Here is a 15271-nt window from a genome sequence, read left to right as displayed (position 1 = left end):
GCCGGGCTCCTCCCCGGACCCGGCCGCCGCGCGGAGGTTCGACGCGGGACCGGCCCGCCCGCCCGGCGGGACGAACGGGCCGCTCACCTCGCGCGCCGGTCAGTGGATGGCGATCAGGCCCAGGGCGAAGCCCGCGGCGATCACCACCAGCGACACCAGCAGCGCCCACTTGATCGCGAACCGGTGCTGGTCGCCCAGGTCCACCTTCGCCAACCCGATCAGCACGTACATCGCGGGCACCAGCGGGCTCAGCATGTGGATCGGCTGGCCCAGCAGCGACGCCCGCGCCACCTCCATCGCCGAGATCCCGTGCTGCGCGGCCGTCTCCGCCAGGATCGGCACCACGCCGAAGTAGAACGCGTCGTTGCTCATGAAGAACGTGAACGGGATGCTCAGCACCGCGATCACCACGCTGAAGTACGGGAACAGCGCGTCCGGCATGCCGTGCAGCAGGTACTGCGCCATCTGCTCGATCATCCCGGTGCCCGAGAGCACCCCGGTGAACACGGCCGCCGCGAACACCATCGACACCACCGCGACCACGCTGTCGGCGTGCGAGGCGATGCGCGCCGCCTGCTCCTTGATGCTCGGGTAGTTCACGATCAGCGCGATCCCGGTGCCGATCATGAACAGCACCGCGATCGGCAGCACCCCGGAGATCAGCGCCACCAGCAGCGCCACCGTCAACGCGGCGTTGAACCAGATCAGCCGCGGCCGCAGGCTCTCCCGGTCCGGGTGCAGCACGTCGAAGTCGCCACCGTCCTCGGCATCGGCACCACCGGTGCCCACCGGACCACCACCGCCGCCCGCGCCGACCCCGGCCAGCGCCGGCTCCGCGGCGCGCACCCGCAGCTTCGCCCGCTCCCGCAGTCCCAGCACGTAGGCGATGACGAACACGGTCACCAGCCCCGCGCCCAGCGCCGGGATCATCGGCACGAACATCTCCTGCGGGTCCAGCCGCAGCACGCTCGCCGCCCGCGCCGCCGGGCCGCCCCACGGCACGATGTTCAGGATCGCGTTCGTCATGCACGCCAACCCGGTCATCAGCACCGGGCTCACCCCGAGCTTGCGGTAGATCGGCAGCAGCGCCGACACCGTGATCATGAAGGTGGTGGTGCCGTCGCCGTCCAGCGACACCACGGCGACCAGCGCCACCGTCCCCATGATCAGCTTCAGCGGGTCGTCGCCGGTGAGCCGGACGACCGCCCGCGCCACCGGGTCGAACAACCCCGCGTCGATCATGATGCCGAAGTAGAGGATGGCGAACATCAGCATCGCCGCGGTCGGCGCCAGCGACGTGATGCCGTCGGTGACCATCTCCCCCAGGTCCGGGGCGAAGCCCGCGATCACCGCGAAGATCGCCGGGATCACGATCAGCGCCACCATCGGCGCCAGCCGCTTGCTCATCACCAGGTAGAGGAAGACCGACACCATCGCCAAACCGAGCAACGCGATCACCGCACTACCCCCCTCCGAACCACGACGTGGCCCACGTAACACCGTTGTTCCATTGCGCGGAACCGTAGGTGCCGCACGCCCGTGACGGGAGGGTTAACGACCTTGTACGCCTAGCCCGCGTTGCGCGCGTTCTGCTCGTTCTGCGCCCCCGCACCCGCGCCACGGCCCCGACCGGCCGAAACGGCTGGGTAGGGTCGCGACATGTCCCGCCGCCCCATGCGGTTCGCCCGGCAGGTGCTCGCGCTGCAGATCGGGCTCGTCGTCCTGATCACCGGCGTGGGTTTCGCGCTCGCCGCGACCCTGCTCGACCGCAGCCTCGTCGACCAGTACGGGCAGCGCGCCCTCGGCGTCGCCCGCTCGGTCGCCGCCGACGACGACCTCGCCGCCGCCGTCGCCGACCCCGCCCGGCACCCGCGCGTGGCCACCAAGGCTGAACGCGCCCGCACCGCCACCGGGGCGCTGTTCATCGTCATCACCGACGACCGCGGCGTGCGGCTCGCCCACCCCGACCCCGCGCAGATCGGCGACCCCGTCAGCACCGACCCGCAGGCACTCACCGGGCGCGACGTGGTCGACGTGCAGCGCGGCACCCTCGGCTGGTCCGCGCGCGGCAAGGTCCCGCTGCGCACCACCGACGGGCGGATCGTCGGGCAGGTCAGCGTCGGGTTCGACGCCCGGCAGATCCACACCGCCTTCCTGCGGCTGCTCGGCACCTCCGCCGCGGTCGCCGCGGGCGCCCTGCTGCTCGGCATCGCCGGGTCGGCGCTGCTCACCAGGCTGCTCAAGCGCCGCACCCTCGGTCTCGAACCGCACGAGCTCACCGAACTCGTCCGGCAGCGGGAAGCGGTGCTCTACGGCATCGGCGAAGGCGTGCTCGCCGTGGACGCACGGGGCCGGATCACCTTCGGCAACGGCGAGGCCGAACGGCTCCTCGGCCGCCGCGTCGAACCCGGCACCCCGGTGCGCGAGCTCGACCTGCCGCCGCGGTTGCGGGCGGCGCTGCTCGACCACCGCCCGGTCGACAACCTCATCACCGTCACCGCCGACCGGGTCCTCGTCGCGCACCACCGGCCGGTGCACCGCGACGGGACCGACCTCGGCGGCGTCGTCACCCTCCGGGACCGCACCGACCTGGACAAGCTCACCCGCGAACTCGAATCGGTCCGCGGTACCGCCGACGTGCTGCGCGCCCAGCGCCACGAGTTCACCAACCGGCTGCACGCGCTGTCCGGGCTGCTGCAGACCGGGCACCGGCAGGAAGCGGAGGACTACCTGCAGGCCCTGTTCAGCGGCAGCATCGCCGGTCTCGGCCCCGCCGCCGACGCGGTGCGCGACTCGCACCTGGTGTCCTTCCTCGGCGCGAAGAAGGCCGCCGCCGCGGAGAAGGACGTGGCCCTGGAGCTCGGCGAGACCAGCTGGGTCGCCACCGCCGTCACCTCTCCCGTCGAAGTCACCACCGTGCTCGGCAACCTCGTCGACAACGCCTGCGAGGCGGCCCGCGCCGGCGGCAGGCGGCCCGCCCGGGTGGACGTGGACCTGCTCTCCGACGGCACCGCGCTGCACCTGTCCGTGCTCGACACCGGGGACGGCGTGCCCGCCGCACTGCGCGCGGACCTGTTCACCGAGGGCAGCACCACCAAGGACGGCGACGGCCACGGCATCGGGCTGGCCCTCGCCCGGCAGGCGGCGCGCGCGCTCGGCGGCGAGGTCCGGATCGCCGACCCCGGCGGCGACGAGCACGGCGCGCTGTTCGTCGCCCGGCTGCCCGGTGCGCTCGCAGGCGGCTCGCCCGCCGATCTCACCAGCAACGCCGACACCGCCGAACAGGAGGCGAACCGATGATCCGGGTCCTCGTCGTCGAAGACGACTTCCGCGTCGCGCAGGTGCACGCCGAGTTCACCGACCGGGTGCGCGGCTTCCGCACCGTCGGCGTCGCGCACTCCGCCGCCGAAGCCCGCGACCTCATCGCCGAGCACCGGCCCGAGCTGGTGCTGCTGGACAACTACCTGCCGGACGGCCCGGGCGTCGCGCTGCTCGCCGAACTCGACGTCGACGCGATCATGCTCACCGCCGCCTCCGACCCGGTCACCGTCCGCGCCGCGCTGGCCGCCGGAGCGCTGAACTACCTGGTGAAGCCGTTCACCGCGCAGCAGCTCCAGGAACGGTTGACCGCCTACGCGCACTTCCGCTCCCGGCTGCCCGCGGGCGGCGATCCGGTGGACCAAGCCGAGATCGACCGGGCGATGCGCTCGCTGCGCGAAGGGGACCGGCCCAGCGCGCCGAAGGGGCAGTCCAGCATCACCACGAAGCTGATCACCGATGCGCTGCGCGCCGCCGACGGGCCGCGCTCCGCCTCCGAGATCGCCGACGAGCTCGGCATCGCCCGGGCCACCGCGCAGCGCTACCTCGCCGGACTCGCCCAGGACGGCAAGGCGATGATGACGTTGCGGTACGGGGCGAGCGGCAGGCCGGAGCACCAGTACGAGCCCTGCTGAACCCGGCGGCCGGCCGCGATCGTCCCGGACGAGCCCGCGGAGTCAGCGCCGAGACGAGTGCATGTGGTGCAGCCGCATCGTGCGCAGCACGTCCTGCAGGGTGCAGCGGGCCGGGTCCGGTAGGCGGGCGCGCTCGCACGCGCGCACCGCGGCCGCCCGATCCACGCCGAGGGCGTGCAGCCAGCGGATCAGGTCGTCCCGGGGCATCGTCCCCGCCCCCGGCCCCGCGGCGAGGACCGTGCGCAGCACCGGGGTGAGCATCCGGTCGAACGCGGCCTCGCCCTGCTCGAACAGCACGGCCTCGCACGCCTGGTGGAATCGTTCCCGCCCGTTCCCCGTTCGGGATCCGGCGGCACCCGCCACGTGTTCGAACAACCAGCGCAGCGAGTTCCGCACCTCCCCCGGTTCCGCGGCGGCATCGCCTTGGAATTCGCGCGCCACGCGATCGGCCTCCGCCGCCCAGAACGAACGGGGCGGCACGATCCCGCCGGAATTGCGCGAACCCGAACGCGCGCCGCGTCGACGGTTCAGCACGACGTGCACCACGACCCCCCACCGCTTGACCGCACCTGGATCCGCCCGATTCGGGCTGCTCATTCTGCCGGACTCGAACCGGCGGGCAACGATTCCAGGAACGTGCGGAATGAATCCGCATCGACTCCGAATGGACCGTGCAACGGATGCATCAGTTGCACCGAGAGGTAGAGGGTGAATCCCAGCGTCAAGGTGAGCAGCACCATCGTCGCGATGTTGGCCGGCCGGGCGCTCAACCCCACCAGCAGCGGGAACACGATCATCAGCACGCCGCCGAGCACGCTGCCCGCGAGCAGCACCACGTTGAACCGCTGGTCGTCGGTGGAGATGTCGACCCGTTCCCGGTGCGACTCGTCGATCTTGCGGAGGTCGGTGAGCACCTGCTCGCGGGCGGACTTGAGCACCTCGGTGTCCGCGGGCAGCGCGATCGCCTCCGCCCGCATCCCGTCGATCAGCCGGTCCACCTGCTCGTCCGGCCGCCCCTGGTCCAGGGCGGGCCACTCGTGCTCGGCGACCCGCGCCGCGTACTGCTCGGTCAGCGAGCGCAGCGCGGCGGCCTGCTCCGCGGGCACCACGGCGACCTGCCAGTGCACGTCGCTGAGCGCGTTGACCTCCTGCTGAGCCGCCTTCTCCACGTCGTCGCCGTTCTGCCAGGCGAACACGATGTAGAACGCGAGGACCACGGTGAACAGCGCGTTCAGCACGCCGCCGACGAACGATTGCGAGTCCGAGTCGGAGCCGCCCGCCGCGACCGCTTCGCGGCGAGCGCTCACCAGCGTCACCGCGGCCACCGCCACAGTGATCAGCACGAGTACCAGAAAGCCGAGGAAGATCACGAGATATCCGTTTCTGACTGCGCGGACGGGCGCGGACACGCCCGGCGGAATGTGCGGGAATGGGTGATTGGGGGCACGCGGGGCCATCGGTGGACCACACGCGATACCGGACCCGGATCAACGGCCGAAAGCAGGCCGCCCCCTCGGTCCGCCGCGAAGAACCCTACCCGCCGAACCCCGTTGAAAGGAGGAACTTTCCAGCACCGGATGGAAAATCACCGATTAGAGTGATCTTGAGCGATCACCCGGATCGGTAATGGCGGTTTCCAATCCAGCACTCTTCGCGAGCAGATTCAAATAGGCGCTGGTCAGCCTGCGCGGTGGACCATTGTGGACTTTCCGCGAGGTCGCCGGAACCACGATTCAGGGGTGCTACGGTCCTCCGCGATCGCCGATGAGGCCCCGAGTTCCCGCGGGCCGAATTCACGCATTCCACGAACAACGAGGAGGTGAGATGTCGCGTCCACGATCCGTTCCGAATCGGTTCCGGTCCCGAATCGCGCGGGCCGGGCGGACACCGCGCTCCGCGGTGCTGTCCTGCTGCGGGCTGGTGCTGCTCGCACCCCTGCTCACGTCCGCGTACGTCCCGCCTCGGCAGGACGCGGCGGCCGACTCGGGCAGGGCCGACATCCCCTGGGTCCCGGACGACGACGTCCCCGGCATCGGGGGCCCGGGGTGGCCCGGCGAGCACCCGGCGCTGTCGCTGCGCACCACCACCGCCCCGCGCGCCGCCCACCCCGGCGACCCGCTCACCCAGACCGCCGTCGTCACCAACACCGGGGACGCCGCGCTGTTCGGCACCGTGGTGAGCCTCGGCGCCGGACCGTGCCACGACGTGGTGGGCGGGCTCCACCCCGGCGATGCGCGCACCGTCACCTGCGACGGAACGGCACCGGCGGACGGCGAGGTGACGGCCCGCGCCGTCGGCATGACCTACACCGGCTTCGCCACCACCGCCCGCGCCACCGCGCAGGTCGACCGGCCCGCACCACCGGCCGAGCCCTCGGTCTCGCTGGAGATCCTGCCCGTGCGGGACGGCGCCGTGCCGGTGCGGGTGCGCAACACCTCCACCGTCCCGCTGCTGGACGTGGCGGTCACGGGGGAACCACCGGCCTGCCACCGCTCCCTCGGCACGCTGGAACCCGGCGCGGAGACCACCTACACCTGCCCCGCGCGGCCCGGCGACGTCGTGCGGCTGGCGGTCAGCGCGCGCTCGCTGGCAGGTCAGGTCACCGCCGCGGACGCGACCCTGGTGCTGCCACCGGCACCACCGCCAGCGCCAGCGCCACCGGTGCCGCCGCCCGCCGAACCGGCACCCGCCGTACCGGCACCGCCGCCCGCGGCGCGCCCGGCACCGCCCCCGCTCGAACCCGCCGTCGAGGAGCTCGCCGACTCGGCGGGCCCCCGCGAATCCCCGGCGCAGACCGCCGGGTTCATCGCGGTGCTCGGCGTGCTGGTGATGATGGTCAGCGTCGGCGCGCTGTCCTCCGCCACCCGCCCGAGCAAGTGATCCCGGCGCACCCACCAGCACCGGACGATCCGCGTTCCCGGCCACGCCGGGGCGCACCACGTCGACTCCGAACAGGAACCCCAACCATGCGCACGAACGCTCGACTGCTCTTCGCGGCCGCCGCCGCGGTGCTCGCCACCGCCCTCCCGGTGAGTACCGCGGGCGCCGCCACCACCGGGCAGGTCCTGGTGTTCAGCACCGAACTCCAACCGGTGGACAGCTACGACGCGCCGAGCGGCTGCTACCGCGCGCCGCTGGCCGCGCACGTGCTGATCAACGACACGGACGAGCCGGTGCGGATCTACGGCGACCCGCTGTGCCTGACGGCGAGCCTCGTCGTCCAGCCCGGGCACGGCGCGCACGTGCCGCCCGGCACCGGCAGCTTCTCGGCGTGACCTCCGGGAACGCCGCGGGCGCCGGACACCGGGACATGCCGCGGGATCTCGTCGTGGTCGGGCTCGGCTACGTCGGCCTTCCGCTCGCGGCCGCCGCCTGCGCGGCCGGCCTGCGCACCGTCGGGCTGGACGTCTCCGCGGAGGTCGTGGCCGGGCTCGGCGCGGGCCGCTCGCACGTCGGTGACGTACCGAGCGGCGCGGTCGCCGAGATGGTCGCCGCCGGGTTCACCGCCACCACCGATCCGGACGTGCTCACCACCGCGGACACGATCGTGCTCTGCCTGCCCACCGGGTTGTCCGCGACGGGCGAACCCGACCTGAGCGCGGTGCGGGCCGCGGCGCACACCGCCGCCTCCCGGCTGCGGCCGGGCACGCTGGTGGTGCTGGAGTCCACCAGCCATCCCGGTACCACCGAGGAGGTCGTGCGGCCCATCCTGGAACGCGGCAGCGGACTGCGGGTCGGTGAGGACTTCCACCTCGTCTACTCGCCGGAGCGGATCGATCCGGGCAACGAGCGGTTCGCCATGCAGAACACCCCGAAGATCATCAGCGGTTGCACGCCGTTGTGCGCCAAGCACGGCGTCGCGTTCTACGGCCGCTTCGTCGACTCGCTCGTCGTCTCCCGCGGCACGCGGGAGGCCGAGATGGCGAAGTTGCTGGAGAACAGCTACCGGTACGTGAACATCGCGCTGGTCAACGAGGTCGCGCTGTTCTGCGACCGGATGGGCATCGACGTGTGGGACGTGCTGCACTGCGCGGGCACCAAGCCGTTCGGCTTCGCCCCCTTCCAGCCCGGCCCGGGCGTCGGCGGGCACTGCATCCCGGTGGACCCGCGCTACCTGGAGAGCAAGGCCCGCAGCGCCGGTTTCACCTTCGGCACGCTGTCCGCGGCGCGCGCCGTGAACGAGCGGATGCCCTCGCACGTGGTGCTGCGCGCGGCGGAACTGCTCGGCGGGCGCGGCCGGATGCTCTCCGGGTCCCGAGTGCTGCTGCTGGGGGTCGCGTACAAGCGGGACGTCGCCGACACCCGCGAGTCCCCGGCCTACCCGATCGCCCGCGGGCTGCGCGCCCAGGGCGCCGAGGTGTCCTACCACGATCCGAGGGTCGCCGAGTTCCACGTGGACGGGCATCCCCTCCGCAGAGCGCTCGAGCTCGCGGAGGCGCTGGCCGCCGCGGATCTGGTGGTCCTGCTGCAGGACCACTCCTGCTACGACCTCGTCGAGCTCTCCTCGTCGGGCTGCCTGCTGCTGGACACCCGGGGGAAGTCCGCGGGGACCGCGGTGACGCTGCTCTGACGTCTCCGGCCGGTTTCCACCGGCCGCATCGAGAAGAACTTGCGCGGTGCTTCGGCTCCGCGCGGGCCGGCCACCCCGATTCCGCGGGGCGGACGGAATTTCCTGTTCACCCATACACAGCTAGGAGGATGGCCATGAGCACGGCTATCGCGAACGACCGCCTGCGCAAGCGCTTCGCCAAGTGGGACCTGGACGGCAGCGGCAGCCTGGAGCGCAACGACTTCGTCCAGGAAGCCGAGAAGATCGCGCGTGCGTTCGACACGAGCGCCCAGAGCCCCCAGGCGCAGCTGCTGCGCGAGGCGTTCACCACGATGTTCGACCACCTGGCGAGCCGGGCCGGCCAGGCGCCCACGGGTTCGCTGTCGGAGGAGCAGTTCCTCCAGGTCGCCGAAGGAATGGTCACCCCGGGTGGCGAGGCCGACTTCGACCGGGTCATGCGCCCGGTGGTGCAGGGCATCGTCGGCCTGTGCGACAAGAACGACGACGGCGTGATCGACGCGGGCGAGTTCGCGTCCTGGCTGACCGCGGTCGGCGTGGACCGCTCGCAGGCCGCCTCCGCGTTCGTCGACATCGACACCAATGGCGACGGTGAGCTCTCGCTGGAGGAGCTGCTCGCCTCGGTGCGCGACTTCCACTTCGGCCGGTCGGACGTCGAGCTGCTGGGCTGATCCGCAGCGCGCGACAAGCGGCCGGTGACCACCCTCCCCTCGCGGAATGGTCACCGGCCGCCGTGTCGTACCGGCCGTGCGCCGGAGTCGCCGCTCCAGCGGGTCAGCGGGTCAGCACCGTTCGGGGACCACCACCGCCGCTTGCTCGAAGGTGAGCGTCTGCTCCGGGAACAGGTCGAGGTCCGCGCCGGTCCACGGGACTTCGGTGCGCACCAGGACGTTGTAGTGGTTCGGGTGGTGGCAGGCGTCGAAGCCGAGCACGGTGCCGACCACCCGCCCGCCGATGTGCAGCTCGTCGCCGCGGTCGAGCACGCCGGCGCAGCCGAACTCGGCGAAGCCGAGGAACCCGACGCGGTCCACGCGGGCGCCCGGGGCGGTGTCGGCGTGGTCGGTGGTGACGAGCTCGTGCACCTCCCCCGCCCGGATGCAGCGGCTGGCGTGCGGTTCGAGCGACATGCCCCGTTCGGTACGGCGGTGCCGCAGCACCTTGACGACGGTGGCGTGCAGCCCGCGCTTGCGGCCGTCTTCGTGCGGGTTCATCCGGAGCCCTCCTCGTTGGACGCGGCGTCCAGGAATTCGGTGCGGTAGACCGCGTCGACCAGTTCCAGCGCGGGCAACCCGCCGTCGGGACGCCGGTCGGCGGCGGTGTTGCCGGCGTCGAGCACGGCGCCGAAGTCGGCGAGGATGCCTTCGTACTCGTGCCACAGGGAGGTCTTGAACCCGTGATGGCCGTGCAGCATGTCGGCGCGGTGCGCGCTGCCGTCGGCGCAGCGGATCTCGACGTCCTTGGTCTCCCCGGGGTGCGACCAGTCGAGTTCGACGACGGCGGGAACCCCGGTGGCGGAGCGCAGGTCGACGACGGCCTGCCGGTCGAGTCCCACGTCGTCGCGGTGCACGGTGACCGCGGCCGGTTCGACGTCGCCGAGGAACAGCCGCACCAGGTCGAAGGCGTTCGGTCCGTTGTCGGCGACGCACCCGCCGCCGCAGCGGTCCGGGTCGAGGTACCAGGTGTCGCCGCCGATGTGCTCTTCGATGCGTTCGAGGTAGCGCACGGTCATCGCCTCGATGGGGCCGTGGCCGCGGAGTTCCTCGCGCAGCCGCAGCACGTTGTCGTTGTAGCGGCGGTGGAACGCGGTGAACAGCGGCGCGGTGACCGAGGCGAGCGCGGTGAGCGCCCGGGCGTCGGCGAGGTCGATGGCGAGCGGTTTCTCCACGCACACCGGAATTCCGGCCCGCAGCGCGTCGCGGCTGATGTCCGCGTGCACGTCGTTGGGCACGACCACGATCACCGCGTCCGGGGCGGTCTCGGCGAGCAGGTCGCCGTGGTCCCGGAAGACCGGTAGCCGGTCGCGGTGCGCGGCCAGCGCGGAGTCGTCCACGTCGCAGACGGCGGCGAGTTCCCAGCCGGGCAGCGCGTCCAGCGCGGCCAGGTAGTACCGGGAGATGGCGCCGAGCCCGATCACGGCGGCGCGGCGCGGCGCTGCGCTCACCGCACACCTCCGTCCACTTCGGACTCGTCGAAGCCGAGCTCGACGAGGTCGCGGTGCACCGGAGTGCGCAGCGGCACCCCGTCCCGGCGGCGCCGCGCGGCGCGTTCCGCCTCGTGCCAGCCGGGATAGCGCACCGGGTCCTCGGCCGCGGGCGGGCAGTCCAGCAGGGTGCCGAACAGGCTCCGCGCGTCCGCGGTGAACGCACCGCCGGGGCGCAGCAGGTCGGGTGCGATGGCCAGCACGAAGTAGCCGATGTCGTCGTCGCGCCCGTGCGGCCCGCCGTCGCCGTCCAGCGCGGCCGGGGCGGGGCCGACGCCGGCGCCGGGCAGCAGCGCGGAGAGCACTTCGACGACGAGTCCGAGCCCGAAGCCCTTGTGCGCGCCGGTCGCCGGGTCGCCGCCGAGCCAGCGCAGGTGCGCGCCGCCGCGGTCGAACTCGGCCGGGTCGGTGACGGGGTGCCCGGTGTCGTCGTCGAGCCAGCCGGGCGGGATGCGCTCGCCGTCGGCGGCCGCGATCCGGACCTTGCCGGTGGGCACCGCGGTGGTGCTCATGTCCAGCACGAACGGGTGGCCGTCGAGGGCGGGGGCGGCGACGGCGATCGGGTTGGTGCCGAGCATCGCGAGCGCGCCCAGCGGTGGCCGGGCGATCCGCTGCGAGCCGCAGTTGCTGGCGACGATGCCGATCAGGCCGCGTTCGGCGGCGCGGGCGGCGTGGAACCCCGCGCAGCCGAAGTGCGTGCCACCGCGCACCGACACCAGGCCGACGCCGTGCACCTGGGCGCGGTCGGCCGCGTCGTCGACGGCTTCGGCGGCGGCCCACAGGCCGAGCGCGCGGTGCGCGTCGAGCACGGCGCAGGCGCCGAGGTCGAGCCGCGTGGTCGGCTCCGCGGTGGGGTCCACCCGCCCGGAGCGCAGCTGCGGCAGGTAGAGCCGGGTGAGGTTGAACAGGCCGTGCGAGTCGAATCCGCACAGATCTCCGTGGCACAGCGCCTCCGCGGCGAGGCGCGCCCGGTGATCGGGTATCCCGTGCTCGGCGAACAGCCGCGCGGTGAACGCGTGCAGCCGCGCGTAGGACACCGTCGTTCGTTCCCCGGAGTGTGCGATCTCCGGCAGCAGCGTCATCAGGTGATCTCCTTCCCGGCACCGCCGTGGTGCCGCTTGGTGAACTCGGTGAGCACCGCCGCGACGGCGAGGGCGAAGTCGCGGAGTTCGGCGACGTCGGCGTGTTCGCCGTCGGCGTGCGCGTGGTTCGCCTCCAGCGATCCGGGGCCGAGGACGGCGGTGCGGGTGTCGGGGATGCCGTGCATCCAGATGGCGTCGCAGGTGAACGCGGGCAGCTCGTCGGGCCAGCGCGGGATGCCCGCGGCGGCGAACAGTTCGGCCACGTCCTGCTGGTCGGGCAGGCAGGGCAGGCCGCGCTTGAGCCAGTCGACGCGGGTGATGCCCGCGGCCTGCGCGGCGGTGCGGGCGAATTCCCTGGTGTGCGCGAAGGTGTCGGTGAACTCGCGGACGCCGCTGCGCACCGCCTCCTCCAGCGCGCGTTCGGCGGCGGCGCCTTCGGCGGCGGTGGCGTAGGACAGGTTGAGCAGCAGTCCGCCGCTGCCGTAGACCCGGTTGTGCCGGTCTCCGGTGCGCAGGCCCGCGATGCAGCAGCGCCCCGGCCGGTCCTGCGGGTCGAGGTGGCGGGCGAGGTGCTGGGCGAGGAAACCGAGCAGCACGGTCGCGTTGTGCCCGGCGGCGGGCTCGTCGTCGATGGCGCCGTGCCCGTCGACCCGGATGTGCGCGGTCGCCGAGGCGGTGGACCGGGGCAGGTAGCGCAGCCCGGTCGGTTCGCAGAACACGTTGAGCGCGCCGACGTGCCCTGCTTCGACCAGCGGCCGGGTGCCGTAGGTGCCCATCGCGCCGCCTTCTTCCCCGGCGACGACCTGCACGAGCACCCCGACGTCCTGCCCCAGTTCGGGGTTGGTGACGCGGGCGGCGCGGATTCCGGCCAGCAGCGCCACGGCGGGTCCCTTGGCGTCGATGGCGCCGCGCCCGGTGATCCGCTCCGCGGTGCGGGTGACGGGTTCCAGCCCGCCGACGGTGTCCAGGTGCACGTTGAACATGACGGTGCGTTCCGGCGGCAGTTCCGGTCCGAGCCGCAGCACGAGGCTGGGCTGGTCGGCGAGGAAGTCCGGGTCGCGGGCCGCGTCGCGCACGGTGCGCGGCACGTCCTCGCGGTCCAGCACCGCGGGGTCGGGGGCCGCGTGGTGCGCGGTGCGGAACCCGATCCGCTCGGCCGCCGCGGCGTAGGCCCGCTGCGCCCGCCACATCCGGGAGGGCGGGGTGGCGCCTTCGAGCGGGTTCACGGTGGGCAGCCGCAGCAGGTCCACCAGCAGGTCCAGGTCACCGGGTTCGAGCGGTGCGGTGCCCATCAGGTCCGGCCGGGCGCGGTGACCGCGGTGTAGGGCGCGCTGAGCCGCCCCAGCAGCCGTTCGAGGGCGCGGCCCGCGTCGACGAACCGGTCGGCGGCGGTCTCGTCCGCGCGGACCCCGTGGTGCGGACGGGCGACCAGGTGCGGTTCGAGGGAGTAGGCCCCCTCGTAACCGGAGTTCAGCAGCAGCCGCAGGCAGTCGGCGACCCGCGCGGTGCCCTCCCCCGGTGGCACGTACATCACGGCGCCGGGTGAGCCGGTGGCGTCCTTGACGTGCACGTGCGCGACGTGGCCGATGAGCGGGCGCAGCAGTTCCGGGGCGCTGTAGCCGTGTTCGACGCCGTTGCCGGTGTCGAACAGCAGCCGCAGCGACGGGACTTCGGCGAGCAGCCGCAGCGTCCGGTCGGCGTCGGTGGCGGCCCAGCCGGCGCAGTTCTCGTGCAGCAGCGCGACACCGTGCTCGGCGGCGCGTTCGGCGAGCTTCGCGACGCGATCGCGCGCGCGGGCGCCCCACTCGGGTTCGGGCAGGCCGTCGTTCGGGTAGGACATGATGCGCACGTACCGGCTGCCGAGGTCGCGGCACTGCTCGGCGAGCACGTCGAGTTCGCGCAGGTCGTCGTCGAACGGGGCGGTGATGGGCCGGGCCCAGTTCCCGATCCGGGAGGCGAGGCACACCACGTCGAGCTCGGCGGCGCGGACCTGCCGCACGGTGCGGCGCAGGTCGGCTCCGTCGAGGTCGGCGAGCGGGACGCCGCCGACGGTGCGCAGTTCGATCGAGCGCCAGCCGAGCCTGCGGACGGCGGCGAGCTGCCCGGTCAGGTCCGCGGCGGCTTCGTCGCCGAGGCCGGCGAGCCGGGGGCGCGGGTCATCCTGCATGGTCTGCGGTCCTCCTCCGCTGTCGTGCGGGACCGGTCCGGTCCCGGCAGTGCTGCTTCGCCGCCCACAGCAGGCGGACCACGTCGCGGTGGATCGCGAAGTGCCCGGTGGCGGCGGATTCGGTTTCCGGTCCGATGGCCTTGAACCGGCGGTAGGTGCGCAGCGTGAACTCGGTGAGCGCGTCGTCGGGGAACACGGACCGCTGCTCGTCGGCCTGCTGCTCGTCGGCCCGCTGTACGTCGGCGCCGTGCACGGTCAGCTGCGCGTGGTGGTCCTGGTCGCTGAGCGGGTAGTGCCCGACGGCTCGGCCGCGTTCGAACGAGAGCTCCACGCTGCGTTCCCGCACCGGCGTGGTCAGGTCGGATTCGATGCTGGTGCGGACGCCGCCCGCGTGCCGCAGCGCGAGCCGCGCGCCGCCCATGCCGGGGATCAGCACCTCGCCGCAGCGCATGTCGGTGCAGTCGGCGTCGACGAGGTCGGCGGGCCCGGCCAGCCGCAGCGCGACGCCGAGCGAGTGCGGGACCTCCACGTCGAACGCGGTCGGGTGCCCGCCGGTGGCGGTGGAGTGGGTGAACCGGGGCTTGTGCTGCCGGAAGGAGATCTCCCGCAGCGGTCCCAGCGGCCGGTGCCGCACCAGGTCGTCGAGCCTGCGGGTGAGTTCGGCGTCGAGCCAGTGCGCGACGACCGCGAGCCGCAGCCCGTGCGCGGCCCGCAACCGTTCGACCTCGGCGAGCGCGGCGAGGTCGGGCGCGACGGGTTTCTCCACGATGATGCGGCGGAAGCCGAGTTCGGCGAGCTCGCGCAGCAGGGCGGTGCGCTCGGTGGGCGGGGTGCACAGGTGCACCACGGTGCGTCCGGGCGGGACCAGTTCGGCGGCGGCTCGGACCGATTCGGCGGCGGTGACCCCGGGCGGGACGCGGCGGGCCGCGGGCGCCGGGTCGCAGGCGACGATCGCGCCGGGGTGGAACAGGTCGCGGTCGAGTCTCCTGGCCTGCGCCAGGACGCGGAGGTGCAGCCCGGCGCCTGCGCGCCCGAGCCCGACCACGAGTGAGTGCAGCATCGTGCTCCGTTGCTCCAGAGGGGTTCGAGGTTGTTTCCGGGATTCCGGAGTCCGCCGCATGCCGGGGTTCGGACCGGGGGATCCCGGCCGGGTTTCGCCGTTCTCCGCGAATTCGTTCCCGCTTCCGCACCGGTTCCGGAGTTCACGCCTTTTCCCGAACCGTCCACACGGGACGGATCGGGCGACCATTCGGGATGCGTGGCGGAATGCAGGTCGGCGACCGCGCGGGGCCGCCGGAGGGC

15 protein-coding genes are annotated in these 15271 nt (G+C 73.2%); 6 read left to right on the top strand and 9 right to left on the bottom strand.

The annotated features are described in order from the left end of the window. Window positions 1-99: 99 nt before the first annotated feature. Window positions 100-1458 carry a citrate:proton symporter gene (locus ABZ805_RS07675; RefSeq protein WP_358435890.1) on the bottom strand — a complete coding sequence of 453 codons (1359 nt, stop codon included), beginning with the start codon at window positions 1456-1458 and terminating at the stop codon, window positions 100-102. 201 nt (window positions 1459-1659) lie between these two features. Here ABZ805_RS07675 and ABZ805_RS07670 point away from each other — a divergent pair, with 201 nt between their 5' ends. Both ABZ805_RS07670 and ABZ805_RS07665 read left to right on the top strand, forming a co-directional pair. Continuing rightward, window positions 1660-3300, top strand: a complete 1641-nt coding sequence (locus tag ABZ805_RS07670) for an ATP-binding protein (RefSeq protein WP_358435888.1) — start codon at window positions 1660-1662, stop codon at window positions 3298-3300. Further along, the gene (locus ABZ805_RS07665) at window positions 3297-3953 is read left to right on the top strand and encodes a response regulator (protein WP_358435886.1); all 657 of its coding nucleotides are present in this window, start codon (window positions 3297-3299) and stop codon (window positions 3951-3953) included. The genes ABZ805_RS07670 and ABZ805_RS07665 overlap by 4 nt, the downstream gene beginning before the upstream one ends. Window positions 3954-3995: 42 nt before the next feature. Here ABZ805_RS07665 and ABZ805_RS07660 read toward each other — a convergent pair whose 3' ends face one another. Beyond that, window positions 3996-4394: a hypothetical protein gene (locus ABZ805_RS07660; protein ID WP_358435883.1), complete on the bottom strand. Its 399-nt coding sequence runs from the start codon at window positions 4392-4394 to the stop codon at window positions 3996-3998. Between the two features lie 152 nt (window positions 4395-4546). Beyond that, window positions 4547-5296, bottom strand: coding sequence for a hypothetical protein (locus ABZ805_RS07655; RefSeq protein WP_358435880.1), 750 nt, complete (start codon window positions 5294-5296; stop codon window positions 4547-4549). Between the two features lie 481 nt (window positions 5297-5777). On the opposite strand from ABZ805_RS07655, the gene ABZ805_RS07650 reads away from it, so the two are divergent. The 4 genes from ABZ805_RS07650 to ABZ805_RS07635 all read left to right on the top strand — a co-directional run bounded on the left by ABZ805_RS07650 (window position 5778) and on the right by ABZ805_RS07635 (window position 9191). Further along, a complete protein-coding gene (locus tag ABZ805_RS07650) occupies window positions 5778-6833 on the top strand; it encodes a hypothetical protein (protein WP_358435877.1) in 1056 nt (351 codons plus the stop codon). Between the two features lie 86 nt (window positions 6834-6919). Next, a complete protein-coding gene (locus tag ABZ805_RS07645) occupies window positions 6920-7228 on the top strand; it encodes a hypothetical protein (RefSeq protein WP_358435874.1) in 309 nt (102 codons plus the stop codon). A gap of 35 nt (window positions 7229-7263) precedes the next feature. Then, entirely contained in the window at window positions 7264-8523 is a 1260-nt protein-coding gene (locus ABZ805_RS07640; RefSeq protein WP_358435907.1) for a nucleotide sugar dehydrogenase, read from the top strand. A 134-nt stretch (window positions 8524-8657) separates the two neighbouring features. Then, window positions 8658-9191 (top strand): EF-hand domain-containing protein, encoded by a 534-nt coding sequence (locus tag ABZ805_RS07635; RefSeq protein ID WP_358435871.1) that lies wholly within the window; start codon window positions 8658-8660, stop codon window positions 9189-9191. 111 nt (window positions 9192-9302) lie between these two features. Here ABZ805_RS07635 and ABZ805_RS07630 read toward each other — a convergent pair whose 3' ends face one another. The 6 genes from ABZ805_RS07630 to ABZ805_RS07605 are packed head-to-tail and all read right to left on the bottom strand — an operon-like array spanning window position 9303 to window position 15029. Further along, window positions 9303-9731 (bottom strand): hypothetical protein, encoded by a 429-nt coding sequence (locus ABZ805_RS07630; RefSeq protein WP_358435868.1) that lies wholly within the window; start codon window positions 9729-9731, stop codon window positions 9303-9305. Beyond that, window positions 9728-10681 carry a Gfo/Idh/MocA family oxidoreductase gene (locus tag ABZ805_RS07625; RefSeq protein WP_358435865.1) on the bottom strand — a complete coding sequence of 318 codons (954 nt, stop codon included), beginning with the start codon at window positions 10679-10681 and terminating at the stop codon, window positions 9728-9730. Before ABZ805_RS07625 ends, ABZ805_RS07630 begins: the two co-directional genes overlap by 4 nt. Next, window positions 10678-11802: an Ldh family oxidoreductase gene (locus ABZ805_RS07620; RefSeq protein ID WP_358435863.1), complete on the bottom strand. Its 1125-nt coding sequence runs from the start codon at window positions 11800-11802 to the stop codon at window positions 10678-10680. Before ABZ805_RS07620 ends, ABZ805_RS07625 begins: the two co-directional genes overlap by 4 nt. Next, window positions 11802-13094, bottom strand: coding sequence for a M20/M25/M40 family metallo-hydrolase (locus ABZ805_RS07615; RefSeq protein ID WP_358435860.1), 1293 nt, complete (start codon window positions 13092-13094; stop codon window positions 11802-11804). The genes ABZ805_RS07620 and ABZ805_RS07615 overlap by 1 nt, the downstream gene beginning before the upstream one ends. After that, the gene (locus tag ABZ805_RS07610; RefSeq protein ID WP_358435858.1) at window positions 13094-13969 is read right to left on the bottom strand and encodes a sugar phosphate isomerase/epimerase family protein; all 876 of its coding nucleotides are present in this window, start codon (window positions 13967-13969) and stop codon (window positions 13094-13096) included. Before ABZ805_RS07610 ends, ABZ805_RS07615 begins: the two co-directional genes overlap by 1 nt. Next, entirely contained in the window at window positions 13959-15029 is a 1071-nt protein-coding gene (locus tag ABZ805_RS07605; RefSeq protein WP_358435855.1) for a Gfo/Idh/MocA family oxidoreductase, read from the bottom strand. Before ABZ805_RS07605 ends, ABZ805_RS07610 begins: the two co-directional genes overlap by 11 nt. Window positions 15030-15271: the final 242 nt, after the last annotated feature.

It is taken from the genome of Saccharopolyspora sp. NPDC047091, assembly GCF_040643635.1.
In the GTDB taxonomy this organism is placed as follows: domain Bacteria; phylum Actinomycetota; class Actinomycetes; order Mycobacteriales; family Pseudonocardiaceae; genus Saccharopolyspora_C.
Note: the sequence above shows the minus strand (reverse complement) of the source record. Positions and strands in the feature narration are given on the sequence as shown.